Here is a 15,789-nt window from a genome sequence, read left to right as displayed (position 1 = left end):
GTGCCGTCCTATACAGGCGGCGTCATGAAGCTTCTGCGGCAACGCATATCTATTTCTATTTGCGGTGTTTGCGGGAGAAAATTGGGTGGTACCGCGTGAGTGCTGAACTCTCGTCCCATATTGGGGCGGGGGTTTTTTTGATGCCTGCAAACAAGCCGTTAAGAGGAGGAAGAACGATGAGCGATCATAAAAAAAGCTTTTACATTACAACGCCGATCTATTATCCGAGCGACAAGCTGCATATCGGCCATGCCTATACGACGGTGGCTGGCGACGCCATGGCCCGTTACAAAAGGCTGCGCGGCTACGATGTCTGGTATCTGACCGGAACGGACGAGCACGGCCAAAAAATCGAACGCAAAGCGCAGGAAAAGGGGACGACCCCGCAGCAGTTTGTCGACGAAATCGTTGCCGGCATCAAAGATTTGTGGCGAAAGCTGGACATTTCCAACGACGACTTCATCCGGACGACCGAGGAGCGCCACAAAAAGGTGGTTGAGGCCATATTCGACCGATTGCTGAAGCAGGGAGACATTTATAAAGGGACGTACGAAGGCTGGTACTGCACGCCTTGCGAATCGTTTTTCCTCGAACGGCAGCTTGTAAACGGAAACTGTCCGGACTGCGGACGTCCCGTCGAGCTTGTGAAAGAGGAAAGCTACTTTTTCCGGATGAGCAAATATGCCGACCGGCTGCTTGCTTTTTATGAGGAGAACCCTTCATTCATCCAGCCGGAATCGCGCAAAAACGAAATGATCAACAACTTTATCAAGCCCGGTCTCGAGGACTTGGCGGTATCCCGCACGACGTTTGATTGGGGCGTCAAAGTTCCTGGAGATCCGAAGCACGTCGTATACGTCTGGATCGATGCGCTCTCCAACTATATTACCGCGCTCGGCTACGGTACGGACGACGATGCGAAATACCGCCAGTTTTGGCCGGCGGACGTTCACCTCGTCGGCAAGGAAATCGTGCGCTTCCATACGATCTATTGGCCGATCATGCTGATGGCGCTCGATCTGCCGCTGCCGAAAAAAGTGTTTGCGCACGGCTGGCTGCTGATGAAGGACGGCAAAATGTCCAAATCGAAAGGGAACGTTATCGATCCGGTTATGCTGATCGACCGCTACGGGCTGGACGCCCTCCGTTATTTCCTGCTGCGGGAAGTGCCGTTCGGCGCCGACGGCACCTTTACGCCGGAGGGGTTTGTGGAGCGGATCAACTTCGACCTCGCGAACGACCTCGGCAACCTGCTGAACCGTACGGTAGCGATGATCGGCAAATATTTGGACGGAATCATTCCGGATTATGCCGGTCCCGTGACGGCATTCGACGAGCCGCTCGCCGCGCTTTCCGCCGAAACGATCCGGCTGGCGGAAGAGGCGATGGAGCGGATGGAGTTTTCCGTAGCGCTGTCGGCGATCTGGCAGCTTGTCAGCCGCACGAACAAATATATCGACGAAACCCAGCCGTGGACGCTGGCGAAGGATGAGGCAAAGCGGGCGGAGCTCTCCTCCGTCATGTATCATTTGGCGGAATCGCTGCGCATCATTTCGATTCTGCTCGGGCCGTTCCTGACGACGACGCCGCAGGCGATGCGCCGCCAGCTCGGCGTAGAAGAAGGGGCGCTCACCGAATGGGAATCCGCCAAGCAGTTCGGACGGCTTCCCGGCGGCACCGCCGTCGGCAAAGGGGAGCCGCTCTTCCCGCGTCTCGATGTCGCCGAGGAGGTGGCGTTTATTGCCGCCGCGATGTCCGGGGGAGCGGCGCCGACAGCCGCCGCGGCTTCGGACGCATCCGCCGAACCGAAAGCGGACGATGCCGGAGGGGCGGCATCGGCGGCGGGTCAGCCGGACGCACCCGGCAGCGGCGGGGAGTCCGCTCCGGATATAGCGCCGGAAATCGGCATCGACGAATTTGCCAAAGTCGAGCTGCGCGTCGCTCAGGTCATTGCGGCCGAGCCGGTGAAGAAGGCGGATAAGCTGCTGAAGCTGCAGCTCGATCTTGGGTTTGAGCAGCGGCAGGTCGTTTCCGGCATCGCCAAGTTTTACACCCCGGAGCAGATGGTCGGCCGCAAAGTCATTTGCGTTACCAATCTGAAGCCGGTGAAGCTGCGGGGCGAATTGTCGCAAGGGATGATTTTGGCCGCTTCCGCGGGCGATCAGCTGACGCTCGCCACCGTTCCCGACGATATGCCTAACGGAGCTGTCGTAAAATAAGTTCGTTTCGTTTTGTCGCCGCCGGCCTGAAGCCGTGCGGCGATTTCTTTGCTTCCGGTTGACAAATGAGCGCTTCTGTTCTTATAATTTAAATCGTAATTGTAACAATTACGAAAAAGGGAACGAATGGAGCCAAATGATGATGACCAATAACCTACATGGATCGATTAACGAGCGGGTAAATGACAAGCTGTCCACCCGCTTTCAGAACAATGACAGGAAGCGCCCGCGCTCGGGCAATTACGGATGGCGTTTGCCTATCCGGAGGCTATTGAAAACGGGTGCTCTCATAAGCGTACTGGCGATGGTCGCAGTGGTATCGGCCTGCGGCGGTCAAAAGAGCGGGCTTGTGGAAGGGAAAACGAACGTTGTCACCAGCTTTTACCCCATTTACTTTTTAGCCAAGGAAATCGGCGGGGACAAAGCGAATGTCGTCAATCTCGTTCCGGCCGGTGTCGAGCCGCATGACTGGACGCCGAAAAGCCGCGATTTGCAAACGGCTGGGGACGCCGAGCTGTTTCTGTACAACGGTGCCGGACTTGAGGGCTGGGTCGCTGATTTTGTACAGGGATTGCCGAAGGACGGAAAGACGGTGACCGGAGAAGTGAGCAAAGGGATCAAGCTGCTGACGGCAGAAGAGGAAGAAGCGGCAGCGCTTGAAGTCGGTGAGGGGGAGGCGCACGGAGAAGAAGCGCATAACCACGAAGAAGAACATCACGACGAGCACGGCGAAGGCATTGATCCGCATACGTGGGTGAGTCCCAAATCGGCGCTCGTAATGGCCGGCAATGTGAGAGACTATCTCGTTTCGGTTGACGCCGCGAATAAGTCCGTTTATGATGCGAATTACGAGAAGCTTGCAGCCAAGCTGACGGAGATCGACCAATCCTACATCGAAGAACTCGGCAAGATGCCAAACAAAGCGATTGTCGTTTCCCATCAGGCGTTCGGTTATTTGTGCCGCGATTACGGTCTCAAGCAGGTAGCGATTATGGGGCTCTCGCCGGATGCGGAGCCGCGCGCGCAGGACTTGCTTAACATCGCCAAATTTGTCAAAGATAACGGAGTGAAGACGATTTTCTTCGAGGAGCTCGTATCCGCCGAGCTGGCCGATACGCTGGCGCGCGAAGCGAATGTCGGCACGCTTGTGCTCAACCCGCTCGAAGGGCTGACGCCGGAGCAGGATAAAGACGGAACGGACTATATTTCGCTGATGGAGACAAATTTAAAGCATCTGAAACAGGCGCTGCAATAAACAGAAACACTTTTTAGGAGGGAAGCGAGATGGAGCAATCGATTGATTCATCTGCCGGATCCGGATGCCACCGTGATATTATTTCGCTTGACGGCATAGGCTTTTCATATGAGCAGCAGCCGGTTATAAGCAATTTGAATTTCTCGGTTATGGAACGGGATTTCGTCGGCCTGATCGGATCGAACGGCGCCGGCAAAACGACGCTGCTCAAAATGATTATGGGGCTGCTGAAGCCCGACAAAGGCGAAATCCGTCTGTTCGGCACGCCGATATCGCGCTTTCGCGATTGGCACCGGATCGGTTACGTGCCGCAAAAAAACGCCTTTAACCCGCTTTTTCCGGCAACGGTGCGCGAAGTGGTGCTCTCCGGCCTGTACGGCCGCAACAAGCTGCTGCGCAAAGTAACGAAGGACGACCATCAGCGGTGCGAGGACGCCTTGCACGCCCTGGCGATCGCCAATCTGGCGGATAAGCAGATCGGACGGCTGTCGGGCGGACAGCAGCAGCGGGCCTTTCTGGCGCGGGCGCTGATCAATAATCCGTCATTGCTTATTCTGGACGAGCCTACGGTCGGCATCGACGCGGAAACGCAGGAAGGCTTTTTCCATCTGATCAAGCATATGCACAACCGCCACAATATAACGTTTCTGATGGTGTCGCACGATATGGAAATGATCCGCTCGTATCTCGGGGAAGAGCCCAAAACGGAAAGCGGCAAGCTTAAATTTTACGTCAAGCATTCACACGAACTGGAAGACTGCGCGGAGACGGATTTGACGCACAGCCTCAAAGGGCTGCGGCACGTGATGGAGAGCGGGAAAGAAGGCATTCATGTTGGATTTGTTAGCTAGCGAGTTTTTTCAAAGGGCGCTGGTCGGGGGCGTCCTGATCGGCATTACCGCGCCGCTTATCGGGCTCATTCTCGTGCTGAGGCGGCTGTCGATGATCGGCGACAGTTTGTCGCACGTATCGATTGCCGGCGTCGCGCTCGGCTTTTTAACCGGCATTTATCCGGTTGCGGTCGGGCTAGTATTCGCGCTGCTGGCGGCGCTGTTTATCGAGAAGCTGAGGAAAGCGTACAAAACGTACGCGGAGCTTTCGATTGCGATCATTATGTCCGGCGGCATCGGGCTTGCCTCGATCTTGTTTACGCTTGACAGAGGCTTCAGCATGAACGTGAACAGCTACCTGTTCGGCAGCATTTATACGCTTAATACGACGGATCTCGTTGTTATCGCCTCAATTACGGCCGTCGTGCTTATCGCCGTCCGGCTGCAAATCAAAGAGCTGTTTCTGCTTACGTTCGATGAAGAAGCGGCAGCCGTTAGCGGGCTCCCGGTCCGCTATTACAATTTAATGATCAGCATTTTAACAGCGCTTGTCATCAGCGCTTCCATTAAAATCGTCGGCGCGCTGCTCGTGTCGGCGCTGCTGACCATCCCGGCGGCATGCAGCCTGCTCGTGGCGCGCAGCTTCAGACAGTCGGTCATTATCGTCTGTGTCGTATCGGAACTAGCCGTCATAGGCGGGCTGCTGGCGGCGGGCTTTTTCAACCTCGCTCCGGGGGGCTCGGTTGTCATGCTTCTGATTGCCGTTTTGCTGATACTGCTGTTGTTCAGGCGGGGCTTGAAAGGGTAGCGGGGCAAATCTATGATGGACTTCGGAGGTGGCTTATTTAATGGTCGACGTTAACGTTTGGCTTGCCTTTACGGCCGGGATCGCGTCCTTTATTTCTCCCTGCTGCCTGCCGCTTTATCCATCCTATCTTTCTTACATAACGGGCATTTCCGTAGCCGAGCTCAAAAGCGACAGCCGCAGCCGCGAAATCCGTCTGCGTACGATGTCGCACACGCTGTTTTTTATTATCGGGTTTTCCGTCGTTTATTATACGCTGGGCTATGGGACCAATGCCTTTGCCGATCTGTTCAGCGATTATCAGCAGCTGATCCGGCAGCTGTCCGCCGTTCTCATTATATTGATGGGGCTGTTTCTGGTCGGGCTGTTTCAGCCGCGGCTGCTGATGCGGGACATCAAACTGCCGGTTCGTCTCAAATCCGGTTATTTGGGCTCCTTTATATTCGGAATCGGATTCTCAGCGGGCTGGTCGCCGTGCATCGGTCCGATCTTGACGGCAATACTGGCGCTTGCCGCATCGTCGCCGGGCACCTGGTTTGAGCTGACAACCGCTTATGCGCTTGGCTTTGCGATCCCTTTTTTCATCCTCGCTTTTTTCATCGGCTCTTCCCGTTTTATCCTCCGCTATTCATCAGGCATGATGAAAATCGGAGGCGCCGTCATGCTGCTGATGGGCATCCTGCTCTTTACCGACCGGATGACCGACATCACCGTATGGCTGAACAGCATTACCCCATCGTGGTTGAAGTTCTAATCCGGTTTCCGGCTGCTGAACCAGGCCCGCATGCTTTTCAATGAACCTCCCGATCAATGCGTTCAACTTACCGGCTTCTTTCGTAGGCAGCCGGTGATCGGCGTCATTAATAAACGCAAGCTCGCTATCCGGCAGCCGCTCATGCAGCAGCTTGGCGTACGGATGAAACAGCTTGTCATTTCCTCCATATAGGAGCAATACGGGGCAATGGATGTTTCCTAACTGCGCGGTACAGTTATAATGCAAGCTGTATTTGTAATATTGCGCCGCATTTTTGGCATTCCCTTTTTTCGCTTCGCTAAACAATCGGCCGAACAAGTATAACCGTTTATCCGCTTGGGTCCAGGCCGTTGAGAGGGACAGCGTGCCGACCGCTCCGATTTGGGACAGGATGCGCCCAAAAGATATTTTGCTTTTTAATTTCCAGTCCCTTACTTCCGACATTCCGCTAATGACGATTCCGCCCAATGCACGGTCGGGATGAGCGAGCAGAAACTCGAGCACGATCGATCCGCCTGTCGAGTAGCCGCACAAAAAAGCTTTTTCGATGTTCAGCCGGTTCATTAATTGCCTGATATCGTCAACGATTAACGGATACGTGACCGCTTTCTTCGAAGGTTCGCTTTGTCCGTGTCCGCGCATATCAAAAGCGATCGTGCGAAACCGGGACGACAACCCCCGGAGCTGATATAAAAAATTCATGCTGGTCAAAATCGGAGGATGGATGAACAGAATCGGCGTTCCCTCTCCGAGATCGGTGTAATGCATGCTGCATCCGTTTATGCTGATTTGAGCCATTTCGCTGGACATCCTTATCGTAAAATGTTGCGAAGCCGGTTCCCCGGCGGAGGAACCGGCTTCGCAGGCGGACTATTTCGCTTGCGGCTGAGCTTGTTTTGCGTTTTGCAGCGCGCTTTTCACTTGATTGATTGCCGTTTGTGCCTGTGTAATTTCGTTTGAGGCTTGATTCAACGCCTCTTCGCACATTGTCTGATTCGCTGCGGATTGCTCGATTGCCATCGTGATCATGTCTTTCGCCAAAGATGAAGCTGCCTCCGCTTTTTTCAAGGCGTTGGTGTCGATTTGTTGTGTCATCTATTGATTTCCTCCCTTGCGATTCGGAATTGGCAGAAGGAGCTAATTTTAGTTTTAAAATCCTTTATATTGCGGCTCTTCCGTTTCCAGTTGTTGAACACGGCCTTCCACTTGCTGAACGATTTGCTGCGTTTGCTGCGCCGCATTCGTAAAAAGTGTCTTCGCTTCTTGATTTTGCGTTGCCAGTGCAAATTGTTCGAGACTCGCTTGCGCGCTTTTCAAAGAAGCGACGCACGTTTTAACTTGGGACGAGACTGTCATAGATTTCACCTCCTTCCCAGGAAGGCTGAATGCTGGCCGCGAATTCCGGACGGGCTCCTTTCTTGGGCGTGGCAGCAAAAAATAGTTCATTGTACAGGAAACACTTTGTAAATTTTTTCAACACTTGGCAGTCGTAATCACCCGTTTGAAATAAGCGCAAATATCCGTCCTCGTTCCGTATATGCTCCCCGTCGTCGTACCAGTTCATAAATCGGTTGTTCCATTTTTTTCGCTCGCACAGGTAAGGTTCCATGACGATGACTTTCCCACCTGGTTTCAAGATCCGTTCAAATTCCAGCAAGTAGTCCTTAATCTGCTCATCGGCGATGTGGTGCAAAACGGCAACGATAAATATATAGTCAATCGAGTCATTTGGCGCCGAAATCCGTTTTTCATCAAAAACGGTAAAGTTGTGCTGAGGGTAAAGCCGCTTCGCAAGATTGACCCTGTTTGCATCCGGCTCGATGCCTAGATAGAAATCCGGTTTGCAGATGCAGCAATTTGCGCCGGTGCCCGACCCAAAATCGAGAACGGTTTTGTTATCCAAATTGAAATGGCTTTCGATGTGGTCGTGAATATATTTTTTTGTGAACCATCGCGGACGGACAAACCAATGATACATTCGTGGGGAAAGAGGCATGTCAGTTCGTTCTCACCACCCTTTTTTAACTAACGAAATCTAATTTAACTCACTCGCCTGCTAAAAATTCGCGGAAAAAATTCCCACCTTAATGCCAGAGTCCAAAATGTCTCAGGCTGCTCGGCTTCATTTCCTTCGAGGGAAATCATTAACGGTTTTAGTTTGGCGGTTTTAACAAATAATTTGGTGTGTTGATAAACGTGCTGACTGAAGGGAGGAATGAAATCAATGCCTGACTGGTTAGGAGTTGCTTTGCGCACTTTATTTGCCGTAGCCGTCCTATTCTGTTTAACGAAAGTGTTGGGAAAAAGACAAATTTCCCAGCTTTCCTTTTTTGAGTATATTACCGGGATTACGATTGGCAGCATAGCGGCATATATTTCGCTGGATTTAGACGCCAGATGGTATTTGGGGCTCGTTTCGCTCGGCGTATGGGTTGCGGTTTCAACGGGCATTGAGTTTTTACAGATGAAAAGCAAAATGGCAAGGGATATCATTGACGGCAAAGCGACGGTGCTCATTAAGGACGGTAAGGTGCTCGAAGATAACTTGAAAAAGGAGCGCTTAACGACCGATGAGCTGATGGAGCAGCTGCGCAAGCGGAATATTTTTAAAGTGGCCGATGTCGAATTCGCGGTCATGGAGCCGAGCGGCGACATCAACGCCCTGCTCACGAGAGAAAACCAGCCTTTAACGCCGAAGCACCTCGGGATTAAAGTCGGTCCGGAACAAGAGCCGCAAGCCGTTATTATGGACGGTAAAATAATGGATGAGCCGCTTGCCACAATCGGTTTAAACCGGGCATGGCTGAATACGGAGCTGGAGAAGCTTGGCGTCTCGATTGACAATGTGTTTCTTGGCCAAGTCGATACTTACGGGCAATTATATGTCGATTTGTTTGACGATCAGATTAAAGTGCCCGAGCCGCAGCTGAAGGCGGCTTTATATGCGACATTGAAAAAATGCGAGGCGGATCTGGAAATGTTCGGTCTGGCAACCCAAAACAAAGAGGCAAAGAACATGTACGAACAGTGTGCAAAGGAGCTGCAGCATGTCATTTCGGACGTAAAGCCTTTGCTGCATCACTGATTCATTTCAAAAGGAGACCCGTTTATGGCAAACCAACAAAAGAAAAAGCTGACTCCGGTTCAGCAGGAATATAAAGAACTCGCCACAAAAAGAGAGCCGGCAAGGCCGGTTCTGCAAAACTGCATCCGCGCTTTTATTGCCGGAGGGCTCATCTGTTTGATTGGCCAGGGGATTCAAGATATGTTTGTTCATTGGGCAGGTTTCAAGAAGGAAGATGCCGGCAATCCGACGGTTGCCGTTTTGATTCTTATTTCGGTAATTCTTACTTGTTTCGGCGTATACGATAAAATCGCGCAGTGGGCCGGGGCGGGTTCAGCCGTTCCGGTTACCGGATTCGCCAACACGATGGCGTCGGCGGCGCTTGATCATCGAAGCGAAGGACTTGTCCTTGGCGTCGGCGGAAAGATGTTCAAGCTTTCCGGTCCCGTCATCGTTTTCGGCGTCGTTGCCGCTTTTTTTATCGGCATTCTGCATTGGCTCTTTAATCCTGGCGCCGGAGGAGGATCCTGAGCATGCTGAAAGGTCATCAAAGCTGGCTGTTTGAAAACAAACCGACGATTGCCGGCAGAGCCGCCGTCGTCGGGCCGTTTGAAGGACAAGGTCCTTTGGCGAACGATTTCGATATCATTCACGGGGACATAAGGCTCGGACAGGATAGCTGGGAAAAAGCGGAACGAACGCTGCTTGAGGAAGCGTCCAAGCTCGCCGTTGAAAATGCCGGCTTGACGCAGGAGCAGATCAATTTCTATATCGGCGGCGATTTGATGAATCAGGTCATCAGCACCAGCTTTGCGGCACGAACGTTAACGATCCCATACATCGGTATTTTCGGGGCATGCTCCACGTCCATGGAAAGCTTGGCGCTTGCGGCCAATCTGGTCAATTCGCGCTCGGCAAAGTATGCGCTGGCCAGCGCATGCAGCCATAATGCGTCGGTCGAAAAACAATTCCGTTATCCGACCGAATACGGCTCCCAAAAGCCTCCGACTGCGCAATATACGGTGACCGGAGCCGGAGCAAGCGTCATTTCGCAAAAAGGAGACGGCCCCTGCGTAACGTCGGCGACAATCGGCCGGGTCATCGATATGGGCATTACGGATCCGTTCAACATGGGTGCTGCAATGGCTCCTGCGGCCGTCGATACGATCCAGGCGCATCTTCGCGATTTCCGGATTGAACCCGGGCATTACGATCTAATTGTGACAGGTGACTTGTCCAAAGTGGGGTATGAAATTGCCTGCGATTTGTTTAAAAAGCATAAGGTTCCGATGCAGCAAACCGAATATAAGGACTGCGGAATGATGATCTACGATTACGAAAAGCAGTCGGTGCAGGCCGGCGCGAGCGGCTGTGCCTGCTCGGCGGTGGTAACCTACGGCCACTTGCTGAACCGGATGCGCAAAGGGGAATTGAAACGTCTACTCGTTGTGGCGACCGGCGCGCTTCTTTCGCCGCTTTCTTTCCAGCAGGGGGAAAGCATTCCTTGCATCGCACATGCAGTTTCGATCGAAAGCGGGGCGGAGCGGAAATGATTTACTTGTGGGCTTTTGTCGTCGGAGGCTTGATATGCGTCTTTGGACAGATATGCTTTGACGTGTTTAAGCTGACTCCGGCACATACGATGACGTTGTTGGTCGTGCTTGGGGCAATTGGAGACGGACTCGGCCTTTACGACCCGTTTATCCGGTTTGCCGGCGCAGGCGCTACCGTACCGATCACAAGCTTCGGCAATGCGCTGGTGCACGGCGCTTTGGCGGAATTGCATAAAAGCGGCGTGATCGGCATCATAACCGGCATATTCAAAGTGACGAGCGCCGGTATATCGGCCGCGATAATATTTTCCTTTCTGGCGTCTTTATTCGTTAAACCGAAAGGATGAAGGGCAGAGGAGTCTTATTAGCTTCGGCAACCTCATATAGGGCTGTCTCATAAGTGTTCCCCTGGATGAGCTGGTCCGAAATTCACTGGATTAGCTGGTCCCAAATATGACGCAAAAGGACCTCCAATCTTGCCGGCAAAGGGGGTTGGAGGTCCCTTCGTGTGCTAAACCTGCGATAGTGCAGGTATTATCGAGCGAAATCGCATGTCCAGAGAGAATACCTGCGATGGTGCAGGAATTTCGGGCTTTTATAGCCTGAACGTGAGCTGGGGTCGATAATAAATGTATGTTTGCAGGAATTTTAACATCGTCGCAATTTAAAAAGAAAAAAGATGTACGATCGCATGCTTTTCAACAATTCCCCCTTTGTGCAGAGCGATTGCTTGTTTAGAACAGCGGTGCTGACGTTTGTAAGCGAAAACAAGTCTAAATCCGTTTACGGGTATGCCGTGAAGTTGCGTGTGCCAAAACCCAAAATAAAGGGTATGCAGTAATGTTGCGTATGTACCGATACCCAAATTGCGAAGGCTGTCCATTATGGACAGCCCCGTTTGCTTTTAAGCTATTGCATGTCACGTCTTTCCCATGTCACGTAAAATATTCGATCGACGCCTGCGGGAAATGCTCTGCGATGCGCTCGGATAGAAAGCTGCGCAGGGCGCCCGCTTGCTCATCGGGGTAGACGTATTTCCCCTGACCCCACCGTCCCCATTTGTATTTCCGCTTGTCCATGTCCATTTCCAGCTTTGTTTTCGGATATCGTTTCTCGATCGTACTTTTCGCCGTCTTCGTAAACCGGTGCTGAATAAGCTCAAACGTCAGATCGCGTGCCGCTTCGGCAGGAAGCGTCTGCGCAAGCGAGCGGATCAGCTCGGCGTACCCGTCCTCCCAGCCATCGTGCCAAATGATCGGGGCGATAATGAATCCGAGCGGGTAGCCGGCCCTGGCGACCTTGCCGGCCGCTTCGATCCGTTCCTCAAAGGTCGAGGTGGCCGGTTCAAAGCTGCGGATCACATATTTGTCATTGACGCTGAAGCGAATGCGCGTATGACCGTTATGCCGGGCGTCCAGGAGCGAATCGACGTGATGAAATTTGGTTACAAACCGCAGCCTCCCATACTGCTGGCCCGCCATAAATTCAATCAGTTCCCGCAAACTGCCGGTAATCGGTTCAAGCCCGACCGGATCGGACGTACATGCCGCTTCGAACCGGGTCAGCTGCGGAATTCGTTCCTGAATATAACCGCGCGCCGCATCCATGATTTCATCCGTATTCACGTAAACGCGGACGTACGGCTTCGCGCCGAGCGTCGTTTGCAAATAGCAGTAATGGCAATGTCCCATGCAGCCGGTGGCGATCGGGATCGCATATTCCGCCGACGGCTTTGACGTGTCGAATTTAAGCGTTTTGCGGATGCCGACGACAAGCGTCCGTTTGGCGATTTTATACTTCTCCAGCTCCGTCTCGCCCGGCAGATTCGTAATCCGGTTATGGGATGTCGTCATCCGGTAAGGGATGTTTTCTTTTTTTACCCACTCCATAATCCGTTCGCCCTTCGGATAGTGGAGCGAATCGGGTTCAAAATAAACGAGATCGGGAACGAACGGCTTTGACCTGCCGGCACCCGGGCGCTCCAAAGCAATAGGTCTCATGATGGACCGGCCTCCTCGAGATGAAATCTGGATTGTTTAAGCGATGTACGGTTCTTCATTATTGTGACAAAAGAGGGCGCCGGCAACCCTGTAACATTCAGGAGAACGGATGCGGGGAGCTGAGAATGAGTTGCGGCTGACTGCCCGTCAGTGTAAAATACTAAGAGCAACGCCGGAACAGAAGGTGTATGCAGCAGGTTAGGGGGTTCTTCTTGTGCCAACTCCGAGCATGGAAGACTACTTGGAACGGATTTATAAACTCATTGACGAAAAAGGCTACGCCCGTGTCTCGGATATCGCGGAGGGGCTTGAGGTGCATCCCTCTTCCGTTACGAAGATGATACAGAAGCTGGACAAGGACAACTATCTCATCTACGAAAAATACCGCGGACTCGTTCTGACGAACAAAGGCAAGAAGATGGGGAAAAGACTCGTCGATCGCCATCATCTGCTGGAAACGTTCCTCGCGACGATCGGTGTCCAAGAGGAGAACATTTACCGCGACGTCGAAGGCATCGAGCATCATTTGAGCTGGGATTCCATCACTTGTATCGAGACGCTGGTGGAGTTTCTGAAGCGTGACAGCGGAAGGCTGGAAGAGTTGAAAAAGATCCGCACCGAGCTCGACAGCGATTAAGCCGGGAAGCTGCGGGAACAAAAAAAGAACGTCTGCCGATTGTATGGCGGACGTTCTTTTTGTTAGGTAAGCGGTGCATTCCGCAATCAGTGGTACTTCGGCATGCTGTCGTCGTCCTTGCCGCCCTCGATCACGCGGAAAGGTACCGTTTTACTGCGGGGCTTCGGCTTTTGCTGCGTTTTGGCCTGCTTTACCGGCTGTTTGACCTTCGGACGCGAACGCAAAGAGGCGGGCGGAAATTTGTACAGGATGAAAATCAGTCCAAACACAACGACCGGAATAATCATTGTAGACGGATGCTGCAGCAGTTGGAAAAAAACACCGATGGCGGCCAGACCGAGAACGATATAAACCGAAGCACTCATTCTGTTGTTACGTTTCATTTTAGCCCACCCTTTCTTGCAATCCGATTCGGTTATGAACTTACCTAAGCTTAGCGGCCGGCAAGCCGGCCTTCCAGTTCCCTCATCCGGTTGAAGGAAGCGATTGAAACGGCTACCTGGTCGTCTGTCGGCTCTTTTGTCGTCAGCTTCTGCAGCCACAGGCCGGGATAACCGAGATAACGGAGGACCGGCACATCGCGGACCGCATTGGTAAGGCGGAGCACCTCGTACGAAGCCCCGAGCACCAGCGGGAGCAGCAGCAGCCGGATATAGATGCGCTCCCACATGTTGTCCCAATCGAAGAATGAATACACGATAACGCCGACGATAACGGAAAAAACCAGAAAGCTGCTGCCGCAGCGGTAATGGAGTCGGGTGTAGCGCTGCACATTGCCGACCGTAAGCTCTGCGCCGTCCTCGTACGCGCTGATGACTTTATGCTCGGCGCCGTGGTACTGGAACAGACGCTTCACAAGCGGCGTTAAGGAAATAATGTACAGATAGCCCAGCAGAAAAATGATTTTGATCAGACCTTCAATCAGGTTGTGTATTATTATATTCTTGAATGCCTGTTCGAATAGCAGCTCTTCGATAATTGCGGGCACCAGTGTAAATACGATCTTGCCCGCCGCGAACGAAATGATGCTGGCTACGGCAACGCCGACGATCATGGACAGGCTCCAGCCGGATTTCTCCGCTTTCTTCGGAGCTGCTGCTTTGGCCGGATCCTGATTGTCCTCGCCGTGCTCGTCTTCGGCGTATGCTTCGAGCGAGAAGTTAAGATGCTGCGATCCTTTCACGCTCGATTCCAAAATACCGACGATTCCACGGACGAACGGGATTTTTTTCAGAGGCTGATACCACGGTTTCTGCTCCGGCCTAGGCACCTCATAATAGACGATTTCTTCATTTTTACGGCGTACGGCCGTTACGTTGACGTTGCGTCCGCCGAACATGACGCCTTCGATGACGGCCTGTCCCCCATAAATCGATGTGTTTTGTTGCGACAAAAGACGGTCACCATCCTCTTGTTGATCATGCAGGCGCGTAGGCGCTCTCTGCAGCTTTTTCTACCAATTCTATTGTACTTGATCTACCGCGCGAATGCCACTTGACGGGCAAGGGAAAAAGCTTTTTTTGCTGTTTACCGCACCCTTTCCTTTGGCATACTAAACGCGACAATCTAGGAATGGAGGAAACGGTCATGAATCGATCGAGCGGCGGCAGCGATTACGGCTCGCACCCGACGAATCCTTGGATTTTTCAGCTAAAGCTTGGCCTTTATGCGGGAGTGATTTGGGGGCTCGCAAGACTTGCGTTATATTATTTGCAGTTTACCCGCGTCATTCCGGGACTGATGGCGGAGCCCTTTTTCCGTCATTCGTTTCTGCTTACCATGCAGGGACACGTAACAGGCTTAGCCTGCTTTATTCTATTTTCCGTATTGGCGGCGTACCTTTATCTGCTGGTGCTGGGGTTTGCCGGCGGTCCGATGCCGGGGATTTTGTACGGACTGCTATGGTGGGCGGTCATCTTCAGCGTGATCGGACCGCTTCTTGGAGCAACGAAACCGGTGACGCTCCTCGGATGGAATTCATTGCTGACCGAACTGTGTATTTTCATCCTCTGGGGGGTATTTATAGGCTATACGACCGCATTCGAATTTCACGACGAGGCTTCGCGCGAACCCGCCGCTTGAAGCTCTTCTCAACTGCCCGGCATTTGTGGTAAAATGGCTAAGATCTTTTGCGCGGAGGAAACATCGGCGCAGCAGCTATCTTTTCACCACACTTGTTTGGAGGTGCGCGGTGCGTAAAATCGTCGTACTTAACGGCCCGAACCTGAACATGCTGGGCGTTCGCGAACCGGGCGTATACGGGACTCTCACGCTGTCCGGCATCGAATCCATGCTGCGGGAATGCGCTGCCGCACTGGGCGTGGAGCTGGAATTTTACCAGTCCAATCACGAAGGCTATTTGATTGACCGGATTCATCAGACGCACGGACAAGCAGACGGCATCCTGATCAACCCCGGCGCGTTTACCCATTACAGCTACGCGATCAGGGACGCCCTGGCGTCCGTCGATGTCCCGGCGGTGGAAGTGCATATGTCCAACATTCATAAGCGCGAAGCTTTCCGTCATATATCCGTGACCGCTCCGGTCGTTATCGGGCAGATTGCTGGCTTTGGTGCGCACGGCTACGAGCTTGGTTTGTCCGCGTTGGTCCGTCATCTTGACGGCCGGGCAGGATAAAAGCGTTAATTTGCGGTCTTAGAGGTTCAGCCTC

General features: G+C 52.8%; 18 protein-coding genes and 1 pseudogene. 12 read left to right on the top strand and 7 right to left on the bottom strand.

The genetic code is table 11. The annotated features are described in order from the left end of the window. Window positions 1-176 precede the first annotated feature (176 nt). The 5 genes from metG to VN24_RS28320 all read left to right on the top strand — a co-directional run bounded on the left by metG (window position 177) and on the right by VN24_RS28320 (window position 5,863). Window positions 177-2,219, top strand: coding sequence for a methionine--tRNA ligase (metG, locus tag VN24_RS25425; protein WP_045672714.1), 2,043 nt, complete (start codon window positions 177-179; stop codon window positions 2,217-2,219). A 142-nt stretch (window positions 2,220-2,361) separates the two neighbouring features. Further along, the gene (locus tag VN24_RS25420) at window positions 2,362-3,474 is read left to right on the top strand and encodes a metal ABC transporter solute-binding protein, Zn/Mn family (protein WP_082084268.1); all 1,113 of its coding nucleotides are present in this window, start codon (window positions 2,362-2,364) and stop codon (window positions 3,472-3,474) included. A gap of 29 nt (window positions 3,475-3,503) precedes the next feature. Then, window positions 3,504-4,325: a metal ABC transporter ATP-binding protein gene (locus VN24_RS25415; RefSeq protein WP_045672713.1), complete on the top strand. Its 822-nt coding sequence runs from the start codon at window positions 3,504-3,506 to the stop codon at window positions 4,323-4,325. Beyond that, the gene (locus VN24_RS25410) at window positions 4,306-5,112 is read left to right on the top strand and encodes a metal ABC transporter permease (protein ID WP_045672712.1); all 807 of its coding nucleotides are present in this window, start codon (window positions 4,306-4,308) and stop codon (window positions 5,110-5,112) included. The genes VN24_RS25415 and VN24_RS25410 overlap by 20 nt, the downstream gene beginning before the upstream one ends. A gap of 40 nt (window positions 5,113-5,152) precedes the next feature. Then, complete coding sequence (locus VN24_RS28320; protein WP_045672711.1) at window positions 5,153-5,863, top strand: cytochrome c biogenesis CcdA family protein; 711 nt, start codon at window positions 5,153-5,155, stop codon at window positions 5,861-5,863. A gap of 33 nt (window positions 5,864-5,896) precedes the next feature. Here the strand turns inward: VN24_RS28320 and VN24_RS27190 are convergent. The 4 genes and pseudogenes from VN24_RS27190 to VN24_RS25390 all read right to left on the bottom strand — a co-directional run. Further along, a pseudogene (locus VN24_RS27190) lies at window positions 5,897-6,661 on the bottom strand (alpha/beta fold hydrolase); the annotation flags it as partial. Between the two features lie 72 nt (window positions 6,662-6,733). Continuing rightward, window positions 6,734-6,958, bottom strand: a complete 225-nt coding sequence (locus tag VN24_RS25400) for a hypothetical protein (RefSeq protein ID WP_045672710.1) — start codon at window positions 6,956-6,958, stop codon at window positions 6,734-6,736. Window positions 6,959-7,012: 54 nt separating this feature from the next. After that, window positions 7,013-7,219, bottom strand: a complete 207-nt coding sequence (locus VN24_RS25395; RefSeq protein WP_045672709.1) for a DUF1657 domain-containing protein — start codon at window positions 7,217-7,219, stop codon at window positions 7,013-7,015. Beyond that, window positions 7,197-7,766: a class I SAM-dependent methyltransferase gene (locus VN24_RS25390; RefSeq protein WP_158453711.1), complete on the bottom strand. Its 570-nt coding sequence runs from the start codon at window positions 7,764-7,766 to the stop codon at window positions 7,197-7,199. The genes VN24_RS25395 and VN24_RS25390 overlap by 23 nt, the downstream gene beginning before the upstream one ends. 321 nt (window positions 7,767-8,087) lie before the next feature. Between VN24_RS25390 and VN24_RS25385 the strand changes: the two genes are divergently transcribed. The 4 genes from VN24_RS25385 to spoVAE are packed head-to-tail and all read left to right on the top strand — an operon-like array spanning window position 8,088 to window position 10,827. Continuing rightward, window positions 8,088-8,948 carry a DUF421 domain-containing protein gene (locus tag VN24_RS25385; protein ID WP_045672708.1) on the top strand — a complete coding sequence of 287 codons (861 nt, stop codon included), beginning with the start codon at window positions 8,088-8,090 and terminating at the stop codon, window positions 8,946-8,948. Between the two features lie 24 nt (window positions 8,949-8,972). Continuing rightward, a complete protein-coding gene (spoVAC, locus tag VN24_RS25380; protein WP_045672707.1) occupies window positions 8,973-9,458 on the top strand; it encodes a stage V sporulation protein AC in 486 nt (161 codons plus the stop codon). A gap of 2 nt (window positions 9,459-9,460) precedes the next feature. Continuing rightward, the gene (gene spoVAD, locus VN24_RS25375) at window positions 9,461-10,480 is read left to right on the top strand and encodes a stage V sporulation protein AD (RefSeq protein WP_045672706.1); all 1,020 of its coding nucleotides are present in this window, start codon (window positions 9,461-9,463) and stop codon (window positions 10,478-10,480) included. Continuing rightward, window positions 10,477-10,827: a stage V sporulation protein AE gene (spoVAE, locus tag VN24_RS25370; RefSeq protein WP_045672705.1), complete on the top strand. Its 351-nt coding sequence runs from the start codon at window positions 10,477-10,479 to the stop codon at window positions 10,825-10,827. The genes spoVAD and spoVAE overlap by 4 nt, the downstream gene beginning before the upstream one ends. A 588-nt stretch (window positions 10,828-11,415) precedes the next feature. Here spoVAE and splB read toward each other — a convergent pair. Then, window positions 11,416-12,480: a spore photoproduct lyase gene (gene splB, locus VN24_RS25365; protein WP_045672704.1), complete on the bottom strand. Its 1,065-nt coding sequence runs from the start codon at window positions 12,478-12,480 to the stop codon at window positions 11,416-11,418. Window positions 12,481-12,694: 214 nt separating this feature from the next. Between splB and mntR the strand changes: the two genes are divergently transcribed. After that, a complete protein-coding gene (mntR, locus tag VN24_RS25360) occupies window positions 12,695-13,117 on the top strand; it encodes a transcriptional regulator MntR (RefSeq protein ID WP_045672703.1) in 423 nt (140 codons plus the stop codon). An 86-nt stretch (window positions 13,118-13,203) separates the two neighbouring features. Here mntR and VN24_RS25355 read toward each other — a convergent pair whose 3' ends face one another. Further along, complete coding sequence (locus VN24_RS25355; RefSeq protein ID WP_045672702.1) at window positions 13,204-13,500, bottom strand: hypothetical protein; 297 nt, start codon at window positions 13,498-13,500, stop codon at window positions 13,204-13,206. Between the two features lie 50 nt (window positions 13,501-13,550). Next, on the bottom strand, window positions 13,551-14,510 hold the full coding sequence (locus VN24_RS25350) for a DUF1385 domain-containing protein (RefSeq protein ID WP_045672701.1): 960 nt from the start codon (window positions 14,508-14,510) through the stop codon (window positions 13,551-13,553). Between the two features lie 194 nt (window positions 14,511-14,704). Here VN24_RS25350 and VN24_RS25345 point away from each other — a divergent pair, with 194 nt between their 5' ends. Beyond that, the gene (locus VN24_RS25345; RefSeq protein WP_148505309.1) at window positions 14,705-15,199 is read left to right on the top strand and encodes a YqhR family membrane protein; all 495 of its coding nucleotides are present in this window, start codon (window positions 14,705-14,707) and stop codon (window positions 15,197-15,199) included. Between the two features lie 109 nt (window positions 15,200-15,308). Then, window positions 15,309-15,755 (top strand): type II 3-dehydroquinate dehydratase, encoded by a 447-nt coding sequence (gene aroQ, locus VN24_RS25340; RefSeq protein WP_045672699.1) that lies wholly within the window; start codon window positions 15,309-15,311, stop codon window positions 15,753-15,755. Window positions 15,756-15,789: the final 34 nt, after the last annotated feature.

The organism is Paenibacillus beijingensis, from assembly GCF_000961095.1.
Taxonomy (GTDB): Bacteria; Bacillota; Bacilli; order Paenibacillales; family Paenibacillaceae; genus Paenibacillus_O; species Paenibacillus_O beijingensis.
This window is presented reverse-complemented; position numbering and strand designations above follow the sequence as displayed.